This window comes from Piscinibacter sp. PDB5-1, from assembly GCF_056676035.1.
Genome location: NZ_JBWVZL010000002.1, coordinates 137134 through 153963, shown reverse-complemented (window position 1 = coordinate 153963; position 16830 = coordinate 137134). Strand labels below are relative to the sequence as shown.

The window sequence follows — 16830 nt, the reverse complement described above, 5'->3', positions numbered from 1 at the left end:
CCGCCGTCTCAGGCGTTGCCCCATCAGAGCAAGATAGCACCACGGGAGGTTTCCATGCGCACCCTGTCCATCGCCAACGGCGAACTCTGGCTGCACCAGGACGGCCAGGCGCCGAAGCAGATCGAGTCGCCCTTCGCCAAAGAGCTGGTCGAGCGCGCCGCCGCGAGCCGCCGCACCACGGGCTGGAAGCATGCGCCGCGCGAAGAGCAGACGGGCGTCATCCCGACCTCGACCCTGTGGGGCCAGCGCGGCGGGGCCGAGACGGTGATGCAGATCCGCTTCGTTCACGTGTGCAAGGGCCCCGACGACGACACCCTTTACTACGTGCTCTCGGTGGGCAACACGACCGGGCTGTTTCGCCGGCATTTGGGCGAAGACCGCGAGGTGCGGCTCTTCCACCGCGCCGGCTGGGACTGCGAAGGCTTCTCGTACAACCCGGGCGACCAGCGCCTGGTCGTGGCCTCGCGCAACGCCGATGGCACGGCGCACGTCGAGGTGTATGACGAAGACGGCAACCGCCGCGGCGCCATCACCGATGGCGACTGCGTGGACGGCTCGCCCGCGCTGGTGCCGGGCCGGGCCAAGACCATCGTCTACTCGTCGAGCGGTGTCGCGCGGCATGCGCAGTCGGGCCAGATGATGGCCTTGGCGCATGCCTGCGTGCACATGCTCGACTACGGCAGCGGGCAGATCCAGACCCTGCTCGACGACCGGCGCTTCGACTTCGTCTCGCCGCGCATGGATGCGCAGAACCGCCTGTACGCGATTCGCCGCCCGGCTGAAAAGCCGCTGACCGACCGCGCGGGCAGCGCCCTGATGGACACGCTGCTGATGCCCTTCCGGCTGCTGAAGGCGGTGTTCGGCTACCTCAACTTCTTCTCGATGGTCTACGGCAAAGAGCCCTTGCGCTCGGCCGGCGGCCCGCGCACCCCGGCGCTCGACCAGGACCTCGGCCGCCTGTGGCTGCACGGCCGCATGATCGAACTGTCGAAGGTGAAAGGCGACCCGCAGTACGGCGGCAACCTCGTGCCGCGCGACTGGGAGCTGATCCGCGTCGATGCGCCGGGCGCGGCGCCGCAGGTGATCGCCTCGCACGTGGCCTGCTTCGACCTGCGCGCCAATGGCGACTTGGTCTACACCAACGGCTTCGACATCTTCAAGTTCGAAGGCGGCAAGCGCTGCGGTGTGGCACGACAGCAGCAGGTGGCCGGGTTGGGGTTGGTGTGAGGCTGCGCGGCCTGGTTTGAACGGCTGTCAGGCGTTCACGGCGCCTGCGCAATCAACTGCCGCAAGGCCGACAGCGTGAAGGGCTTGCGCAGCACCCGGGCCGTGCCCAGGCCCAAGAGCTGCACCTGGGCGAGCGCCTCGCCGATCTCTTGCGAGTCGGCCCCGCTGCACACGATCACGTGCGCGCGGCAGTCGCTGGATGCGAGGCGGCGCAGCACTTCGATGCCTGTGATGTCGGGCATCGTCAAATCGATGGCGACATGGGTCGGCGTCCAGGGGCTGAGTTGCTCGAAGAACGAACCCGCATCGAGACACAAGCGGGCTTCAAAGCCCACGGCCTGCGCCCCCATCACGAGGATCTGTCCGACCGCTGCATCGTCGTCTAGAACCAACAATCGACCGCTCTGCATGTGTCACCTTGGCGTGTCGTGAACCGTCTTCGGTCCCTATCATCGCGACCGAGGGGGGCACACAAGAAAGCTGCGACGAGCTCGGCTCGCCAATGTCGCGGCATGGTGCCACAGGCGATGAGCATTCGTGCACGGCTGTTGTTGATTGCGCTGCTGGCCACACTGGCCCCGGCATTGCTGTTGTTCATTCACTACCTCGAGCATCGCCGCAGCGATGTCGCGGCGCACACGGCGCGTTTGTCCGCCGTGGCCGAGCAAACCGCCGAAGTGCTGTCGCGGCGCATCCAGGGCACGGCGCAACTGCACTACGGGCTGGCGCGTGCGCAAGACCTGGCCAGCGGTGACCGCGAAGCGTGCTCGAAGTTCTTGTCCGAGGTGCGCGAGGCCTACCCGCAGTACACCGGCATCCTCACGATCAAGCCCGACGGGCGCCTGTTCTGCGACTCGCTGCGCACGCGGCGTGAGCTCGACCTGAACGACCGCGACTACTTCCGGCGCGCCATCGACACCCGCGGCGAGGTGGTGCTCGAACCGACCTTCGGCCGGCTCACGGGCATTGCGGTGCTGCAGATCGCCTACCCGGTGCGGTCATCGACGGGCGAGTTGCAGTTCGTGCAGCTGGCATCGCTCGACCTGCAAAAGCTGGCCGACATCGAGCCCCTGGGCGTGCCGGGTGCGCGTGTGCTGCTGGTGTCGCACCAGGGCATCGTGTTGGCCTCATCGCCCAAGCGCGGCAGCGAGATGAAGCCGGGTGCGTCGATCGCCGACTCGGCGCTGTTTCGCTTTGCGTCGAGCGGCAGCGACGCGCTGAGCACCGACATCGACGGCCCGCAGGGACAGAGCTCGCGCTGGGCGTTGGCCCAACCGGCCCGCACCGACAAGGCAGGCCTTTACGTGCTGGTGGGCGCCTCGAAAGACGCGCTGCTGGCCGAGGCCGACCATGCGCTGAAAGAAGAATTGATCGCGCTGGTGGCGATGGCCTGCGGGCTCTTCCTGGCCGTGTGGGTGATGGCCGAGGTGGCGGTGAGAAAACAGATCTCTCGCGCGACCAGCATGGCGCAGCAGCTTGCCCGGGGCGACCTCGCCGCGCGCATCGCGCCACCCCTGCCCAAAGGTGAGCTGGGCGAGTTGATGGCGGTGCTGAACCAGACCGCGCAGTCGCTCGAACATCAGCGCGACGACATCGCCAAGCTCAATGCGCGCCTGCTGCAGTCGCAGCGGCTCGAAGCGGTGGGGCAGCTCACCGGCGGCGTGGCGCATGACTTCAACAACCTGCTCACAGTCGTGATGGGCAATGCCGAGTTGCTGGCGGAGCAGGCGGCCGAGAAATCGCAGCAGCGCATGCTGGCCGAGATGATCAGCAACGCTGCGCAGCGTGGGGCCGAACTCACGCAGCGCCTGCTGGCCTTTGCACGCAAGCAGGCGCTCGACCCGCGCGCCACCGACATCAACCAGCTCGTCGCGAGCTTCGACCCGATGCTGCGTCGCACGCTGGGCGAGCACATCGACATCGAGCTCATCCGCGGTGCCGGCCTGTGGCAGGCCATGGTCGATGCCGGCCAGCTCGAAAACGCGTTGCTCAACCTGTGCCTCAACGCACGCGACGCCATGCCCTCGGGGGGGCGGCTGACCATCGAGACCGCCAACGTCGCGCTCGACCAAACTTACGCGGACCGCTTCCCCGAGGTGACGGCCGGGCAGTACGTGATGCTGGCGGTGTCTGACACGGGCGGTGGCATCGAGCCCGAGCACCTGTCCAAGGTCTTCGAGCCCTTCTTCACCACCAAACCCAAAGGCAAGGGCACCGGCCTGGGGCTCGCCATGGTCTGGGGCTTCATCAAGCAGACCGGCGGGCATGTCAACGTGTATTCCGAGCCGGGGCAGGGCACGGCGGTGAAGCTGTACCTGCCGCGCAGCCTGGGCACCGAGAACCGCGTCCGCGACACGAGCCACGAGCGCGAGATCGTGGGCGGCAGCGAAACCATCCTCGTGGTCGAAGACGACGAGCTGGTGCGCCGCTATGCGGTCAACGAACTGCAGGCGCTGGGTTACCGCGTGCTCTCGGCCGACAGCGGCAAGAGCGCGCTGGTGCTCGTCGAGCAGCACCCCGAGATCGACCTGCTCTTCACCGACGTGGTGATGCCCGGCGGCATGTCGGGTCGCGACCTGGCCGACGCCGCACGGCAGTTGCGACCGCAATTGCGCGTGCTCTACACCTCGGGCTACACCGAAAACGCCATCGTGCACCACGGCCGCCTCGACCCCGGCGTGGTGCTGCTGGCCAAGCCCTACCGCCGTGCCGAGCTGGCCCGGGCGATCCGCGTGGTGCTGGGGGCGGCCATCACCGCATGAGGCGCCCGGGGGCGGTCAGCCGCGTGGCGGCGCGATGCGCTCGCCGAGCGCGCGCCGCCACAACCAGGCCAGGGCCCGGCGCAGGTCGGGCCGCCGGCCCACCGACTGCGGCGGCTGCACCGGCACGGCTTGGCTGCGCCGCTCGGCGATCAGGAAGGTGAAGCTGTAGTTCGGCTCCTGACCCATGCGCAAGTCGCTCAGCAGCACCTGGGGCCCGCTTTGCCGCAGGGCGTAGAAGCCTTGGCTGAAGGCCGCGATGCGCTGCACGCTGTCGAGCGCGGCCAGTTCCCGTGCCAGCGCCTCGCCCTGGTCGAAACGGTCGAAGTCGATGCGCGGCGCGTCGTCGAGCAACGAGTAGAAGCCCTCGTGGTACTGCCCCTCGCCCACGGCCACCACGCGCCACAACACGCTGTTGAAGGCCGTGGGCGTGACCAGCACGCGCTCGGCCCTGATGCCTTGTGCCGCGAGCGCATCGTGCGCCACACCTTCGACGTGGGCCTGCGCCGCCACACCCCAGCCGAGGTAGGCGGAGCTGAGCGCCAGGCCCACGAGGTGGGCGTGCCGGCCGCGCCCGTGGCCCCGGGCGACGAGCGCCCACACCACGCCCCCTGCCAGCGGCAGCGTGTACAGCGGGTCGATGATGAAAACGCTGCCCACGGCGTAGGGGTGGTTCGTGAAAGGCAGGGCGAGCTGCGTGCCGTAGACCGTCATCGCATCGAGCAAGGGGTGGGTGACGAGTGCGAGCCACATCGCTAGCCACCACTGCTTCCAGTGCGCCCAGTCGCCGTGCAAGCGTGCGATGGCCGCGGCGAACGGCAGCGAGAAGAGCGTCAACCAGAACAGCGCATGCGATTCGGCCCGGTGCAGCACTATGTTGAGGACCGGGTCCCCGTGGTCGATGAACACGTCGAGGTCGGGCAGCGTGCCGGCGACGCCACCCCACAGCGCGGCCTTCCACGCGGCGGTGCGGTGGCCCATGGCGGCCATGCCGACCGCGGCACCGAGCGCCAATTGGGTGAGCGAATCCATGCGAGGGGCGACGGGTTCAGCGCGCCGCAACCGGCGGCACGCTGGCAAGCACGCGCGTGAGCCAATCGGGCTCGGGTGGCTTCACGGCGAAGTGGTCGAAGCCGGCCTGCATCGCCTCGATCCGGCTCGACTCTTGCCCATAGCCGGTGAGGGCCACCAGCACCGTGTGCGCCGTCTCGGGCGCGGCACGCAGGCGGCGCGCCAGCGCGTTGCCGTCTTCGTGCGGCAGGCCGATGTCGAGGATGCACACGTCGGGGCGTTCGCGCTGGGCGCGCTCGAAGCCTCGTCGCGAGTCGTGCTCGACCAACACGCGGTGGCCGGCCGCTTCGAGTTGCAGGCCGAGGGTGTCGGCGGCGTCCTGGTTGTCGTCGACCACCAGCACCAGGCGCCGTGCCAGCGGCTCGGGTCGCGCGGGGGGGCGGCCGGGGCAGGGCCCGCGCGGGGTGCGGTGGGCAGGCGTGGCAGCCGCAACGTGAACTCGCTGCCCTCGCCAAGGCGGCTGCTGCAGGCCACGTCGCCGTCGTGCAGTTCGACCAGGCTCTTCACCAGCGCCAGGCCGATGCCCAGCCCGCCTTGCGTGCGGTCGGCGCTGCGTTCGGCCTGCACGAACAGGTCGAACACCTGCGGCAGCAGCTCGGGCGCGATGCCCACGCCGTTGTCCGTGACGCGGATGACGAGGGCGCGCGCCTGCACCTCGACGCCGAGGGTGATCTCGCCGCCCTCGGGGGTGTACTTGGCGGCGTTGGTCAGCAGGTTGGTCAGCACCTGGACAAGGCGTTTCTCATCGCCCGACACGTGTGCCGGGTCGGCGGGCATGTCCACGTGCAACCGGTGGCGGCGCGCCTCGATCAGCGGGCGCACCTGCTCGATGGCGTCGAGCGCGATGCGTGTCATGTCCTGCTCGCGCCGGTCGAGCGTGACCAGGCCGCGCGTGACCCGCGACATGTCGAGCAGGTCGTTCACCAGTCCGGCCATGTGGCGCACCTGCCGCGCGATGACATCGCTTGCGCGCCGAACGCGTTCGGGGTCGAGGTCGCCGCGGCGCAGCACCTCGGCCGCCGAGCTGATGGGCGCCAGCGGGTTGCGCAGCTCGTGGGCGAGCATGGCCAGAAACTCGTCCTTGCGCCGGTGCTCGCGACGCAGTTCATCGGTGAGGGCTTCGGTCTGCTGGCGGTTGCGCACCTGCTGGGTCACGTCGTAGCAGAACATCAGGATGCCCGTCGTACGGCCCACCGCGTCTTTGAGTGGCTGGTAAACAAAATTGAAGAACGCCTCTTCGGCGCCCGAACCCCGGTCGATCAGCGCGCGCTCTTCGACCCCGACGCGGGCGACGCCCGTGGCGAAAACGTCGTCGAGCATCTGCGGGAACGGCTGGTCGAACAGCTCGGGCAGGGCGTCGCGCAGCCTCCTGCCCAGCAGGCGCCGCGGACCGATCAACGACTGGTACAGCGGGTTCACGAGCCTGAAGACGTGGTCGGGCCCTTCGGTCACCGCAATGCCGGCGGGTGCCTGCGAAAACAGGTCGTCGAGGTAGGCGCGGTGCCGCTCGACGGCCTGCAAGGCGAGCGCGCGTTGCAGCGCGGCCGTCAGCTGGCGCGCCAATGCGTCGAGAAACTCGCGGTAGTTGCGGTCGAAGTGCAGACGTGGGCTCAGCCCGATGGTCAGCGTGCCGAGCCAGGGGCCGGCCGGGTCGTCGCACAAGGGCAGCACCAGGGCCGAGGGCGCGGCCAGGCGGATCGGCTCGCGCCGCACGACCGACTGCGAGGCGGCGGTGTCGAGGGCTGCAAGCAGCTCGTCCGGGGCCGTGCTGCCGGCCAAGCGCAGCGCGGCGCCGCTGCCCTCGTCGTGCAGGTGGATGACTGCGTAGGCAATGTCGCCCGCGTTGTTCGACAGCACCCGCAGCGTGTGGGCGACGGTGTCGTCGCTGCGGCCTTGGGGCTCGAGCGCGCGCAAGGTCGCGCCGCGCCGTTCGTCGAGCACCGCCTGGGTCACCTCGAACACCGGTTGCAAGATGCCGGCGATGCGCCCCTCGTCGTCGCGCAAGGGGCTGAAGGTGAAGGTGAAATAGGCCTCTTCCTCGAAGCCGTAGCGCGTCACGGGAATCAACTCGCGCGTCACCCCGATCAGCTCGCCGGCGTCGAGCACGCGACGCATCCACGGGTGGATCAGCGGGTAGGTGTCGGGCCAGCAGGCGCGGTAGGGCGCGCCAAAGAACGCCGGGTGTCGCGGCCCCATCACCACCGCGTAGCCGTCGTTGTAGATCTGCGTCTGCTCGGGGCCCCAGAAAATGATTGCTGGCGTGGGCAGCTCCATCACCATCGCCACATGGCTGTGCAGGCTGCGCGGCCATTGCGCCATGGGGCCCAGCGGCGTGGCTGACCAATCGGTCTGGTGCAGCAGCCGGCGTGTCTCGCCTGCGACCTGGAGTTGTTGCATGGGTGGAGTTCGATGAGCTGGCCAGTTTAGGCAGAGCGCTTTGGCCCTCGGGCGTGTGGGCCTTGTTCGGACCCGCCCGGGCCGTGGGGCGGCGGCTTTGCGCTGGCGCAAGAACGGTGCGGCCCCGCGGTCGCTCGGGCCGGTTTTGTCAGCGAACCGGGGCCTCGCCGGGGGTATGTTTCAAACGAGAGGGCGCGCGGCTTCGGCATGTCGCCGCAGGCGGGCGCACCCCGTGTTGAAGGAGAAGCTCATGTTCAAGAAGAATGAAGGCGTTCTGGACCGCGCCCTGCGCGTGCTGGCCGGCCTGGTGCTGATCGGCCTGGCCATCGGCGGGCAACTGGGGCCGTGGGCCTACATTGGCGTTGTGCCGCTGCTCACCGGCTTGATCGGCTGGTGCCCGCTGTACACCCTTTTCGGGCTCAACACCTGCCCGCTGTCGTCGCGCCGCTGACAAGCGGCGCCCTTTGGTCATTGCCGATTGCGTCATGAGTGAACAAACCGTCCAGGTCGAACTGCAACAGCAGCACGACTTCGTCTTCGAGGTCGACTTCGGCGGTGCCGTGCCGGCCCTGCGCACCGACGAACCCCCGCCGCTGGGTCAGGGCACCGGGCCATCGCCGGTGCAACTGCTGTCGGCGGCCGTGGCCAATTGCCTCAGCGATTCGCTGCTGTTTGCGTTGCGCAAGTTCAAGCAGTCGCCCGAGCCACTGCGTTGCGTGCTGCGCTCGCAGGTCGGCCGCAACGCCGAGGGGCGCCTGCGTGTGCTCGGCATCCACGCGGCCCTGCACCTGGGGGTCGCGGCCAGCGCGCTCGAGCACCTCGACCGTGTGCTCGCCAGCTTCGAGGGCTACTGCACGGTGACGCAAAGCGTGGGCATTCCGGTGCAGGTGGAAGTTTGGGACGTGACCGGCCAGCGCCTGAAGTGATGGCCTGAACGCCCGGGCGCCTGCGGGCGGCGCGCTGGCGTGGGCAATGTGACGGGCCCGGCATCACCCTCCGCTACAGTCCCTGCGCGCCGCCGCGCGGCCGGAGTTGTGCATGCGCCCGTTCCCCCTCTTTCGCGTCGTGAAGCCCCGTTGGCCTGCACTGTTGCTGGCGGCCTGCCTGGGCCTGCCGCTCGCGCAGGCGGGCTACGAGCAGGGGTTGGCGGCCCTCCAGGCGCGCGACTACGCCAGCGCCATGCAGCAATGGAAGGCACTGGCCGCGCGCGGTGATGCCCGCGCGTTGGTCGGCGTGGGCGACCTGCATGCCCAGGGGCTGGGCGTGCCGCAAGACTTCGCGCAGGCCGCCGAGTGGTACCGCCCGGCCGCGGCGGCGGGCGATCGAGAAGCCCAGTTCAAGCTCGGTGACCTGTGCGACAGCGGGCGCGGCGTGCCGCAAGACCTCGCCGCGGCGATCAACTGGTTTCGCAAGGCGGCGATGCAGGGTCACGCAGCGGCGCAGACGCGCCTGGGGGGCGTCTACTACGCCGGCCGGGGCGTGCCCCAGGACGCCCGCGCGGCCGCCGAGTGGTTTCGCAAAGCGGCGGTGCAGGGCGATGCCGCGGGCCAGCACAACCTGGCGGTGATGTACGAGCGCGGCCACGGCGTGCTGCGCGACTACGCGCTCGCCGCCGAGTGGTATCGGCAAGCCGCGGCGCAAGACATCGCGCAGGCGATGTCCAGCCTGGGCGCCATGCACGAGCGCGGTCTGGGCATGCCGGCCAACGCCCGCCTCGCCGCCGAGTGGTACCGCCGGGCCGCTGCCCTGGGCGACCACAACGCCCAGGTGCAACTGGGCCTGCTGCACGAGCGCGGCCAGGGCGTGTCGCAGAACAAGGTGCTGGCCGAAGCCCTCTTCGAGTTGGCAAGCCAGGGCGACGACGGCTCGCGCACCGCGGCCAGCCATCGCGACCGCCTGCGCGCCGAGCTGTCGCCAGCGCAGCAGCAGGCCGCACAGGGCCTGGCCCAGGAACTCGCGCGACCCGGACGACTGGCCGAGGCCTTGCGCGCCGCCGCGGTGAAAGCAGCGCCGGCGCCAGCCAGTGCGAGCCTGCCTCGGCGCGACCTCGTGCCGGCCGCTGCCTCACGCGATGCGCAGGTCGAGCGCTGCCTGGACCGGCGCGTCGCCGCCTTTCGCCGCGAGGCGGCACCCGACGCGCCCGTGCCCGAAGGGCTCATGCGCGTCTGGTTCACCGAGTGCCGTGCCGGCCCGAACAGCCATTGAGCTGCGAACCCGTTCAACACAACACAACCGCTCTGGGAGGACCCATGCATTGCATTCGCGTGACCCCGTGGCTGGCTGCCCTCTTGCTGGCAGCCTGTGGCGGTCCCGACAACGACAGCGAAGCCCATCGACAAGCCGTTGATCGGGCCCTGGCCAAAGAGACCGAAGCCCGCGCGCTCTCCACCGACACGCCATGTACCAATGTCGGGCAGTGCGGCACCTTGAACTTCCTGTCGCCGTCGGCTCGCTGCCCCGACTGGACGTACCACGTTCATTCGACCGCTGCGCCTTCGGCCGGGGCCGCCTCGGCGGCTGCGGCCGACCAGAACGTGCTGGCGCAACAAGCGCGTGCGCTGGCCCCGAGCGATGCCGTGTGCGCGGCCGTGATCACGCCGCCGCCAGCGCTGGCGTGCGTCGCCAACCGCTGCGGCGCGGCCGTGAGCGTGCAGTGATCGCCGCCGCGCGTCATCGCCTCTGACGCGAGGCCGACGCGCCCGGGGCATCGGTCAGATCAGCGGCAGCCCGCCTGCCAGCGGTTCGTCGCCGAGCGGCGTGCGCGGGGCGGCGCCGGCCCCCGGTGCAGACGCCGCCGATGCGCTGCTGGTTGTCGCCCCGTCGATCAGCTCGGCCGACGGCGCGGCGATCAGCTCTTGCAAGCTCGGCGCTTGCGCGTCCTTGGCGAACCACACGTCGGCCATCGCGTGCTGCGAGCCATCGGTCCGGGTGTAGCTCGACACCAGGGCCAGCAAGTTGCCGTTGTCCACCTCGGTGCCGGTCTGGGCCTTGAGGTCGAGCGAGGCGATGTCGAATTCAGCGAGCGTCTTCAACTCGCCGGCATCGGCCTCGCCGTTCTGGTTGGCGTCGACCCACAGACGCAGCTCGCCCCAGGCGGCATCGCTGCTGTCGAGCTTGAGGTCGGCGTTGCTGTCGAGCAGGCGCATCGCCTCGTAGCCGGTGCCGGCGCGGGTGCCGTCGGCGCGCTGCGTGGCCACGCCGAACAGCTCGCGGCCATCGTTGATCTGACCGTCGCCGTTGAGGTCGCGCACCAGCAGGCCGTCGCTGGCCGAGGCCCAGCCCACCTTGGCGGCGTTGCCGGTGGCGTTCAGGTCGAACACCACGCCGTCGCTCGCCGCCATGGTGCGCACGCCGTTGCCGTCGAGGTCGAGCACGATCGGCGACACGCTGAACAGCGCGTCGATTTGCGCGCCGCTCATCACGCCGAAGTCTTCACCTTCGAACGACACCACCTGCTCCATCGACATCGAGGCGATGTCGCGGGTTTCGAGGGCCATGACCTGGTTGGTGGTCATCGCGACGATCTGGTCGGTCGTCAGCGCGGCGGCCTGCTCTGTCGTGAGGCCGGCGATCTGCGCAGTGGTCATCGCGGTGATGTGCGCAGGCGCCAGCACCTGGAATTGCGCACCGGTCAGCCCCTGCAGGCTGGCGGTCGCAATGGCGCGCAGGTCGGCGGTTTCGAGCGTGCTCAGTTGCGCGTCGGTCAACGAAGCCACCTGCTGCGAGCTCAACGCGGCGAACTGCTGCGTCGTGAAGGCGTTGAGGTCGGTCGCCGACAGGCCCGACACCTGGGTGGTGGTGAATGCGGCCACCTGTCGGGTGCTGAAGGCTTCCCAGGCGGTGGGGTTGGAGGCATCGACCGCGTCGAGCTGCTCGGCCGTCAGCGCGCGCAATGCAGACGTGCTCAGCGCGCGCAGGTCGGCCGTGTCCATCGCAGCGATCTGCGCCGGCGTGAAGGCCTGCACCTGGGCGGTGGTGAAACCGGCGAACTGCGCGGTGTTGAAGGCGCTGAGCTGCGCGGGGCTCAGGTTCGAGATCTGGTCGCCGGTCAGCGCGCCCATCTGCTGGCTGGTCAGCGCGTTGAGCTGCACGCTCGTCAGGCCGCCCAGTTCGGCGGCGCTCAGGGTCTGGATCTGCGCCGTGGTCAGCGAGGCCATCTGCGCACTCGACAAGGCGGCGAAGTGATCGCTGTGCAGCGCGTCGAACTGCTCCGCTGTGAACGCGCGCAAAGAGGCCGTGCTCAAGGCGCGCAGGTCGGCCGTTTCGAGCGTGGACACCTGCTCGACGCTCAAGGCCCGCAGTTGCGAGGTCGACAGCGCCGCGAACTGCGTCGAGCTGAGCGCGTTCAGGCTGTCGGCGCTCAGCCAGGGCAACTGGTCGGTGCTCAGCGCCACCACCTGCGCGGTGCTCAACACAGGCCAGTCGGTCGGGTCGAGCGCGTTGAGCTGCGCAGCCGACAGGGCCCGCACCGCGGACGTCGTCAGGGCACGCAGGTCGGCTGTTTCGAGTGCGGCCATCTGCTCGGCGGTCAGGCCAACGACCTGGGCCGACGTGAGCGCGGCGAACTGCATGCTCGTCAGCGCATTCAGGGTGGCCACGGGCAGGTCGGTGACGATGCCGCTGGTCAGGCTGCCGATCTGCGCCGTGCCGAAGGCTGCCAGCTGATGGCTGCCCAGCGCGCCCAGCTCGGCGGCCGACAGCGACTGCATCTGCGCCGTGCTGATGGCCGCAATCTGCGCGGTGGACAGCGCCGCCAGTTGCTCGGCGCTGAAAGCGTCGAAGTTCTCGGCGCTGATGCTGCGCACGGCGCCGGTGCTGAGTGCGCGCAGGTCGTCGGTCTCGAGGGCGGCGAGCTGGCCGGCCGTCATCGCGCGCACCTGCGCGGTCGAGAGGGCCGCGAACTGCTGGGTGTTCAGCGCGTTCAGGTCTTCGGCCGCCAGCGCTTCGATCTGCGTGCTGCTGAGCGAGGCCACCTGCGCCGTGCTGAGCGCCGCCCAGTGCGTGGTGTCGAGCGCAGCCAGTTGCTCGGCCGACAGCGCGCGCAGGGCGGCGCTGCTGATGGCGCGCAGGTCGGCGGTTTCGAGCGCGGCCAGTTGCTCGACGGTGAGCGAGGGCACCTGAGCCGAAGTCAGCGCGGCGAATTGCGCGGTGCTCAACGCGTTGAGCTGCTCGGGCGTCAAGCCGCCCAGCAGGCTGCCCGTCAGGTGGCCGACCTGGGCGGACGACAGCGCGGCGACCTGCGCCGACGTCATGGCGGCGAGGTCTTCGGGCAGGAAGGTCTGCACCTGCGCACTCGTCAGCGCAGCGATCTGCGTCGTCGACAGCGCGGCCAGTTGCTCGCCGGTGAGCGCGTCGAACTGCTCGGCGCTCAGCGCCCGCAGTGCGGCGGTGCCCAGCGCCCGCAGGTCGGCCGTTTCGAGCGCCGCGACCTGTTCAACCGTGAAGGCGCGCACCTGTGCGGTGGACAGCATCGCAAACTGTTGCGTCGTCAACGCGTTCAGGTCTTCGGCCGGCAAGGCCGCGATCTGGTTCGTGTACAGAACCGCCACCTGCGCCGTCGTCAGCGCGGCCCAATGCGCGGGCACCAGCGCCGCCAGTTGCTCGTCGGACAGCGCACGGATCACCCCGGTGCCCAGCGCGCGAACGTCGGACGTTTCCAACCGCGCGATCTGTTCGGGCGTGAACGACAGCACCTGGGTCGGAATGAGCACGTTGAATTGCGCCGTGGTCAGCGCGTTCAGCGTTTCCGACGGCAGGCCGCTGAGCTGCGTGGTCGTGAGCGCGCCGATCTGCGTGTTGCTCAAGGCGCCCAGCTGCGACGAGTCGAGGGCGCTCAACTGCTCGGCCGTCAGGCCCCGTATCGCCGAGGTGTTGAGGGCTCGCAGATCAGCCGTTTCGATGGCCGCCAGCTGCTCGGGCGAGAGCGCACCCATCTGCGCCGGCGTGAGGGCGGCGAACTGCGCCGTCGTCATCGCCTGCAGCGTCGAGGTCGAGAGGCCGCCGATCTGCTCGGGGCTCAGCGTGGCGATCTGCGCCGTGCCCATCGAGGCATACAGGGTCGGGCCCAGCAGGTCGAGGTCTTCGGCCGACAGCGCGGCGATCTGTGCCGTGGTGAAGGCCGAGATCTGCGCACTGCTGAGCGACTGCAACTGCTCTGCGCTCAGTGCGTCGATGCTGGCCGGCGACAGCGCGCGGATTTGCGCGGTGCTCAGCGCGCGCAGGTCGGCCGTTTCCATGCCGGCAGCCTGCTCGGGCGTGAGTGCACCGATCTGCTGCGTGGTCAGCGCGAAGAACTGTTGCGTCGTGAACTCGGCCAGGTCGGTGGGCGTCATGCCGGCGATCTGGTCGCTGGTGAGGCGGCTCACCTGCGCTGTGCTCAGCGCCAGGCTCTGCGTCGAATCGAGGGCGTTCAGCTGCTCGGCCGACAGCGCCCGCAGCGCCGACGAGTTGATGGCGCGCAGGTCGGCCGTCTGCAATCCGGCCATCTGTTCGGCGGTGAGCGCGGGTGTTTGCAGCGAGGTCAGCGCCGCGAATTGCGCGGTGCTCAACGCCTGCAGCGTCTCGACCGGGATGGCGGCGATCTGCGCCGGGCTGAGCGCGGCGATCTGCGCCGTGGGCATGGTGAGGTAGAGCGTCGCCCCCAGCACGTCGAGATCTTCGGGCGACAGCGCGGCCAGTTGCGCCGAACTCATCGCCGCGATGTGCATCGTGCTGAGCGACAGCAGTTGCTCGGCGCTGAGCGCGTCGATCTGGGCCGGCGTCAGCGCGCGGAACTGCGCCGTGCTCAACGCGCGCAGGTCGCTGGTCTCGATGGCGGGGATCTGCTCGACGCTCAGGCTGCTGATCTGCCCCGTGGTGAGCGCGGCGAACTGTTGCGTCGTCAGTTCGGCCAGGTCGCCCGCGGGCAGTGCGTTGAGCTGCGTTGAGGTGAGGGCGGTGATCTGTGCGGTGCTGAGCGCGGCGCTCTGCGTGGCGTCGAGCGCGCCGAGCTGTTCGCCGCTCAGGGCCCGCAGCGCGTTGCTGTTGAGGGCGCGCAGGTCGGCGGTCTCGATGGCGGCCATCTGCTCCAGCGTGAGCGCCGGCGTCTGCAGCGAGGTGAGGGCGTTGAACTGCGCGGTGCTCAGCGCCTGCAGGCTGGCCAGCGGCATGGCGGCGATCTGCGCGGGTGACAACGCGGCGATCTGCGCCGTGCCCATCGACGCGTAGAGCGCGGCGCCCAGCAGGTCGAGGTCTTCGGGCGTGAGCGCGGCGTACTGCGCCGTGGTCATGGCGGCGATCTGCGCGGGGCTGAGCGCGAGCAATTGCTCGTCGGTCAGCGCGTCGATCTGCGTCGGCGTGAGCGCGCGGAACTGATTCGTGTTCAGCGCCCGCAGGTCTTGAGTTTCGATGGCAGCGACCTGCGTGGGCCCGAGCGACGCGACCTGGGTGGTCGTGAGCGCGGCGAACTGCTGCGTGGTCAGCTCGGCCAGGTCACCCGCAGGCAACGCGTTGAGCTGCCCGGTGGTGAGCGAGGCGATCTGCGCCGTGCTGAGCGCGGCGCTCTGCGTGATGGTGAGCGCACCGAGTTGCTCGCCCGACAGCGCCCGCAACGCGTTGCTGTTGAAGGCACGCAGGTCGGCGGTCTCGAGGCCGGCCATCTGCTCGGCAGTGAGCGCCGGAGTCTGGATCGAGGTGAGTGCGGCGAACTGAGCCGTGCTCAGCGCCTGCAAGGTGCTCACCGGCAGCGCGGCGATCTGCTCGGGCGAGAGCGACGCGATCTGTGCGGTGGACATCACCGTGTAGAGCGCAGGGCCCAGCGCCGCCTGGTCTTCGGGCGAGAGCGCGGCGAGCTGCGCGCTGGTGAGCGCGCCGATCTGCGTGGTGCTGAGCGCTGCCAGCTGCTCGGGCGTGAGCGCGTCGATCTGCGTTGGCGTGAGCGCGCGGATCTGCGCGGTGTTCAGCGCGCGCAGGTCGGCGGTTTCGAGCGTGGCCACAAGCCCCGGCGTCAGCGACGACACCTGGGCCGTGCCCATGGCCGCGAACTGCTGGGTGGTGAGGGCGTTCAGGTCTTCGGCGGCCAGCGCGTTCAGCTGCGCGCTGGTGAGCGAGGCCACCTGCGCCGTGCTGAAAGCGACCCACTGGGTCTCGTCGAGCGCCCCGAGCTGGTCGCCCGACAGGCCGCGCAGCGCGCTGGTGGTCAGTGCGCGCAGGTCGGCCGTTTCCATCGCGGCCATGTGTTCGAGCGTGAAGCCGGGTGTCTGCGCCGAGCTGAACACCGCGAACTGCGCGGGCGACAGCGACTGCAGCAGCGGCACCGACAGCGCCGCGATCTGCTCGGCGGTCAGCGCGGCGATCTGCGCCGTGCCGGTCAGCAAGAGCGCCGGGGCGAGGATGTCGAGCGCCTCTTGCGGCAGGTTGGCCGTCTGCTCGGGCGTCAGGGCCACCGCCTGCGCGGGCGTCAGCGCAGCCAGCTCGGCGGTGGTCATCGCCGCCACTTGCTCGGGGGTGAGGGCGCGGATGTCGTCGGTGCCCAGCGCGCGCAGGTCGGCCGTTTCGAGCACCGCGATCTGCGCGGTGGTGAGCGCGGCCACCTGCTGCGGGGTGAGCGCGGCGAACTGCGCCGTGCTCATCGCAATGAGGTCTTGCGTCTCGATCGCCGCAATCTGCGTGGGCGTGAGTGCGGCGACCTGCAGGCTGCTGAGCGCGGCCAGGTGCGCGGTGGTCAGCGCGGCCACCTGCAAGGCATCGAGTGCCCGCAATGTGTTGGTGCTGAGCGAGCGCAGGTCGGCGGTTTCGAGGGCGGCGATCTGATCGACCGACAGCGCCTGGATCTGCGCTGGCGTGAGCGCGGCGAACTGCGTGGTCGTCAGCGCGTTGAGTTCGTCGGTCGTCAGCGCCGCCAGTTGCGCGGGCGTGAGGGCTGCCACCTGCGCCGTGCCGAGCGCCACCGTTTGAGCGGTGGTCAGGGCGGACAGGTCTTCGCTGGCCAGCTGTGCGATCTGCGCGGTGGTGAGCGCGGCGATCTGCGCCGTGGTCAGCAGCGCGATCTGGTCGCTGGTGAGGGCGTCCAGCTGCGCGGCCGTCAATGCGCGGATTGCGGAGGTGTTGATCGAGCGCAGGTCGGCGGTTTCGAGTGCCGGGATCTGCGTCGCCGTGAGCCCCGGCACCTGCGCGGCGGTGAGCGAGCCGAACTGCGTTGGCGTCAGGCTGTTGAGTTGTTCGGTCGCCAGCGCGGCGATCTGCGCGGCGGTGAGCCCCGCGACCTGTGCGTCGGTGAAGGTGCCGTTGCCGGCGGGCGCGTCAGGCTGCGCGGCCGCGCCACCCGATCGGAAGATGCGCAGCCGCGACGAGCCGGTGAACCACTTGAGAAGAAAAAACTTCATGGGGCCGCGCGGGT

General features: G+C 69.9%; 10 protein-coding genes and 1 pseudogene. 6 read left to right on the top strand and 5 right to left on the bottom strand.

All coding sequences use genetic code 11. The features are described 5' to 3' along the window. Positions 1–54: 54 nt before the first annotated feature. Entirely contained in the window at positions 55–1227 is a 1173-nt protein-coding gene (locus AC1KAT_RS08000) for a TolB-like translocation protein (protein ID WP_480324580.1), read from the top strand. 35 nt (positions 1228–1262) lie between these two features. Here the strand turns inward: AC1KAT_RS08000 and AC1KAT_RS07995 are convergent, their stop codons facing one another. Next, on the bottom strand, positions 1263–1637 hold the full coding sequence (locus AC1KAT_RS07995; RefSeq protein WP_480324578.1) for a response regulator: 375 nt from the start codon (positions 1635–1637) through the stop codon (positions 1263–1265). Positions 1638–1754: 117 nt separating this feature from the next. Between AC1KAT_RS07995 and AC1KAT_RS07990 the strand changes: the two genes are divergently transcribed. Then, on the top strand, positions 1755–3989 hold the full coding sequence (locus tag AC1KAT_RS07990; protein WP_480324576.1) for an ATP-binding protein: 2235 nt from the start codon (positions 1755–1757) through the stop codon (positions 3987–3989). Between the two features lie 15 nt (positions 3990–4004). Here the strand turns inward: AC1KAT_RS07990 and AC1KAT_RS07985 are convergent, their stop codons facing one another. From AC1KAT_RS07985 to AC1KAT_RS07975, 3 genes and pseudogenes are all read right to left on the bottom strand, one after another. Further along, positions 4005–5018: a metal-dependent hydrolase gene (locus AC1KAT_RS07985; protein ID WP_480324574.1), complete on the bottom strand. Its 1014-nt coding sequence runs from the start codon at positions 5016–5018 to the stop codon at positions 4005–4007. Positions 5019–5034: 16 nt separating this feature from the next. Further along, on the bottom strand, positions 5035–5394 hold the full coding sequence (locus AC1KAT_RS07980; protein WP_480324572.1) for a response regulator: 360 nt from the start codon (positions 5392–5394) through the stop codon (positions 5035–5037). A gap of 92 nt (positions 5395–5486) precedes the next feature. Continuing rightward, a pseudogene (locus tag AC1KAT_RS07975) lies at positions 5487–7331 on the bottom strand (sensor histidine kinase); the annotation flags it as partial. A gap of 373 nt (positions 7332–7704) precedes the next feature. Here AC1KAT_RS07975 and AC1KAT_RS07970 point away from each other — a divergent pair. From AC1KAT_RS07970 to AC1KAT_RS07955, 4 genes are all read left to right on the top strand, one after another. Beyond that, positions 7705–7905: a YgaP family membrane protein gene (locus AC1KAT_RS07970; protein WP_480324570.1), complete on the top strand. Its 201-nt coding sequence runs from the start codon at positions 7705–7707 to the stop codon at positions 7903–7905. A 34-nt stretch (positions 7906–7939) separates the two neighbouring features. Beyond that, positions 7940–8380 carry an OsmC family protein gene (locus AC1KAT_RS07965; RefSeq protein WP_480324568.1) on the top strand — a complete coding sequence of 147 codons (441 nt, stop codon included), beginning with the start codon at positions 7940–7942 and terminating at the stop codon, positions 8378–8380. Between the two features lie 112 nt (positions 8381–8492). After that, positions 8493–9659 carry an SEL1-like repeat protein gene (locus AC1KAT_RS07960; RefSeq protein WP_480324566.1) on the top strand — a complete coding sequence of 389 codons (1167 nt, stop codon included), beginning with the start codon at positions 8493–8495 and terminating at the stop codon, positions 9657–9659. A gap of 44 nt (positions 9660–9703) precedes the next feature. Then, a complete protein-coding gene (locus AC1KAT_RS07955) occupies positions 9704–10111 on the top strand; it encodes a hypothetical protein (protein WP_480324564.1) in 408 nt (135 codons plus the stop codon). A gap of 54 nt (positions 10112–10165) precedes the next feature. Here the strand turns inward: AC1KAT_RS07955 and AC1KAT_RS07950 are convergent, their stop codons facing one another. Then, positions 10166–16816: a heme utilization protein gene (locus AC1KAT_RS07950; protein WP_480324562.1), complete on the bottom strand. Its 6651-nt coding sequence runs from the start codon at positions 16814–16816 to the stop codon at positions 10166–10168. Positions 16817–16830 lie beyond the last annotated feature (14 nt).

Excerpts from the sequence above, each read along its gene's own strand:
- AC1KAT_RS08000 (WP_480324580.1), top strand. The coding sequence starts at position 55 with ATGCGCACCCTGTCCATCGCCAACGGCGAACTCTGGCTGCACCAGGAC.
- AC1KAT_RS07995 (WP_480324578.1), bottom strand. The coding sequence starts at position 1,637 with ATGCAGAGCGGTCGATTGTTGGTTCTAGACGACGATGCAGCGGTCGGA.
- AC1KAT_RS07990 (WP_480324576.1), top strand. The coding sequence starts at position 1,755 with ATGAGCATTCGTGCACGGCTGTTGTTGATTGCGCTGCTGGCCACACTG.
- AC1KAT_RS07985 (WP_480324574.1), bottom strand. The coding sequence starts at position 5,018 with ATGGATTCGCTCACCCAATTGGCGCTCGGTGCCGCGGTCGGCATGGCC.
- AC1KAT_RS07970 (WP_480324570.1), top strand. The coding sequence starts at position 7,705 with ATGTTCAAGAAGAATGAAGGCGTTCTGGACCGCGCCCTGCGCGTGCTG.
- AC1KAT_RS07965 (WP_480324568.1), top strand. The coding sequence starts at position 7,940 with ATGAGTGAACAAACCGTCCAGGTCGAACTGCAACAGCAGCACGACTTC.
- AC1KAT_RS07960 (WP_480324566.1), top strand. The coding sequence starts at position 8,493 with ATGCGCCCGTTCCCCCTCTTTCGCGTCGTGAAGCCCCGTTGGCCTGCA.
- AC1KAT_RS07955 (WP_480324564.1), top strand. The coding sequence starts at position 9,704 with ATGCATTGCATTCGCGTGACCCCGTGGCTGGCTGCCCTCTTGCTGGCA.
- AC1KAT_RS07950 (WP_480324562.1), bottom strand. The coding sequence starts at position 16,816 with ATGAAGTTTTTTCTTCTCAAGTGGTTCACCGGCTCGTCGCGGCTGCGC.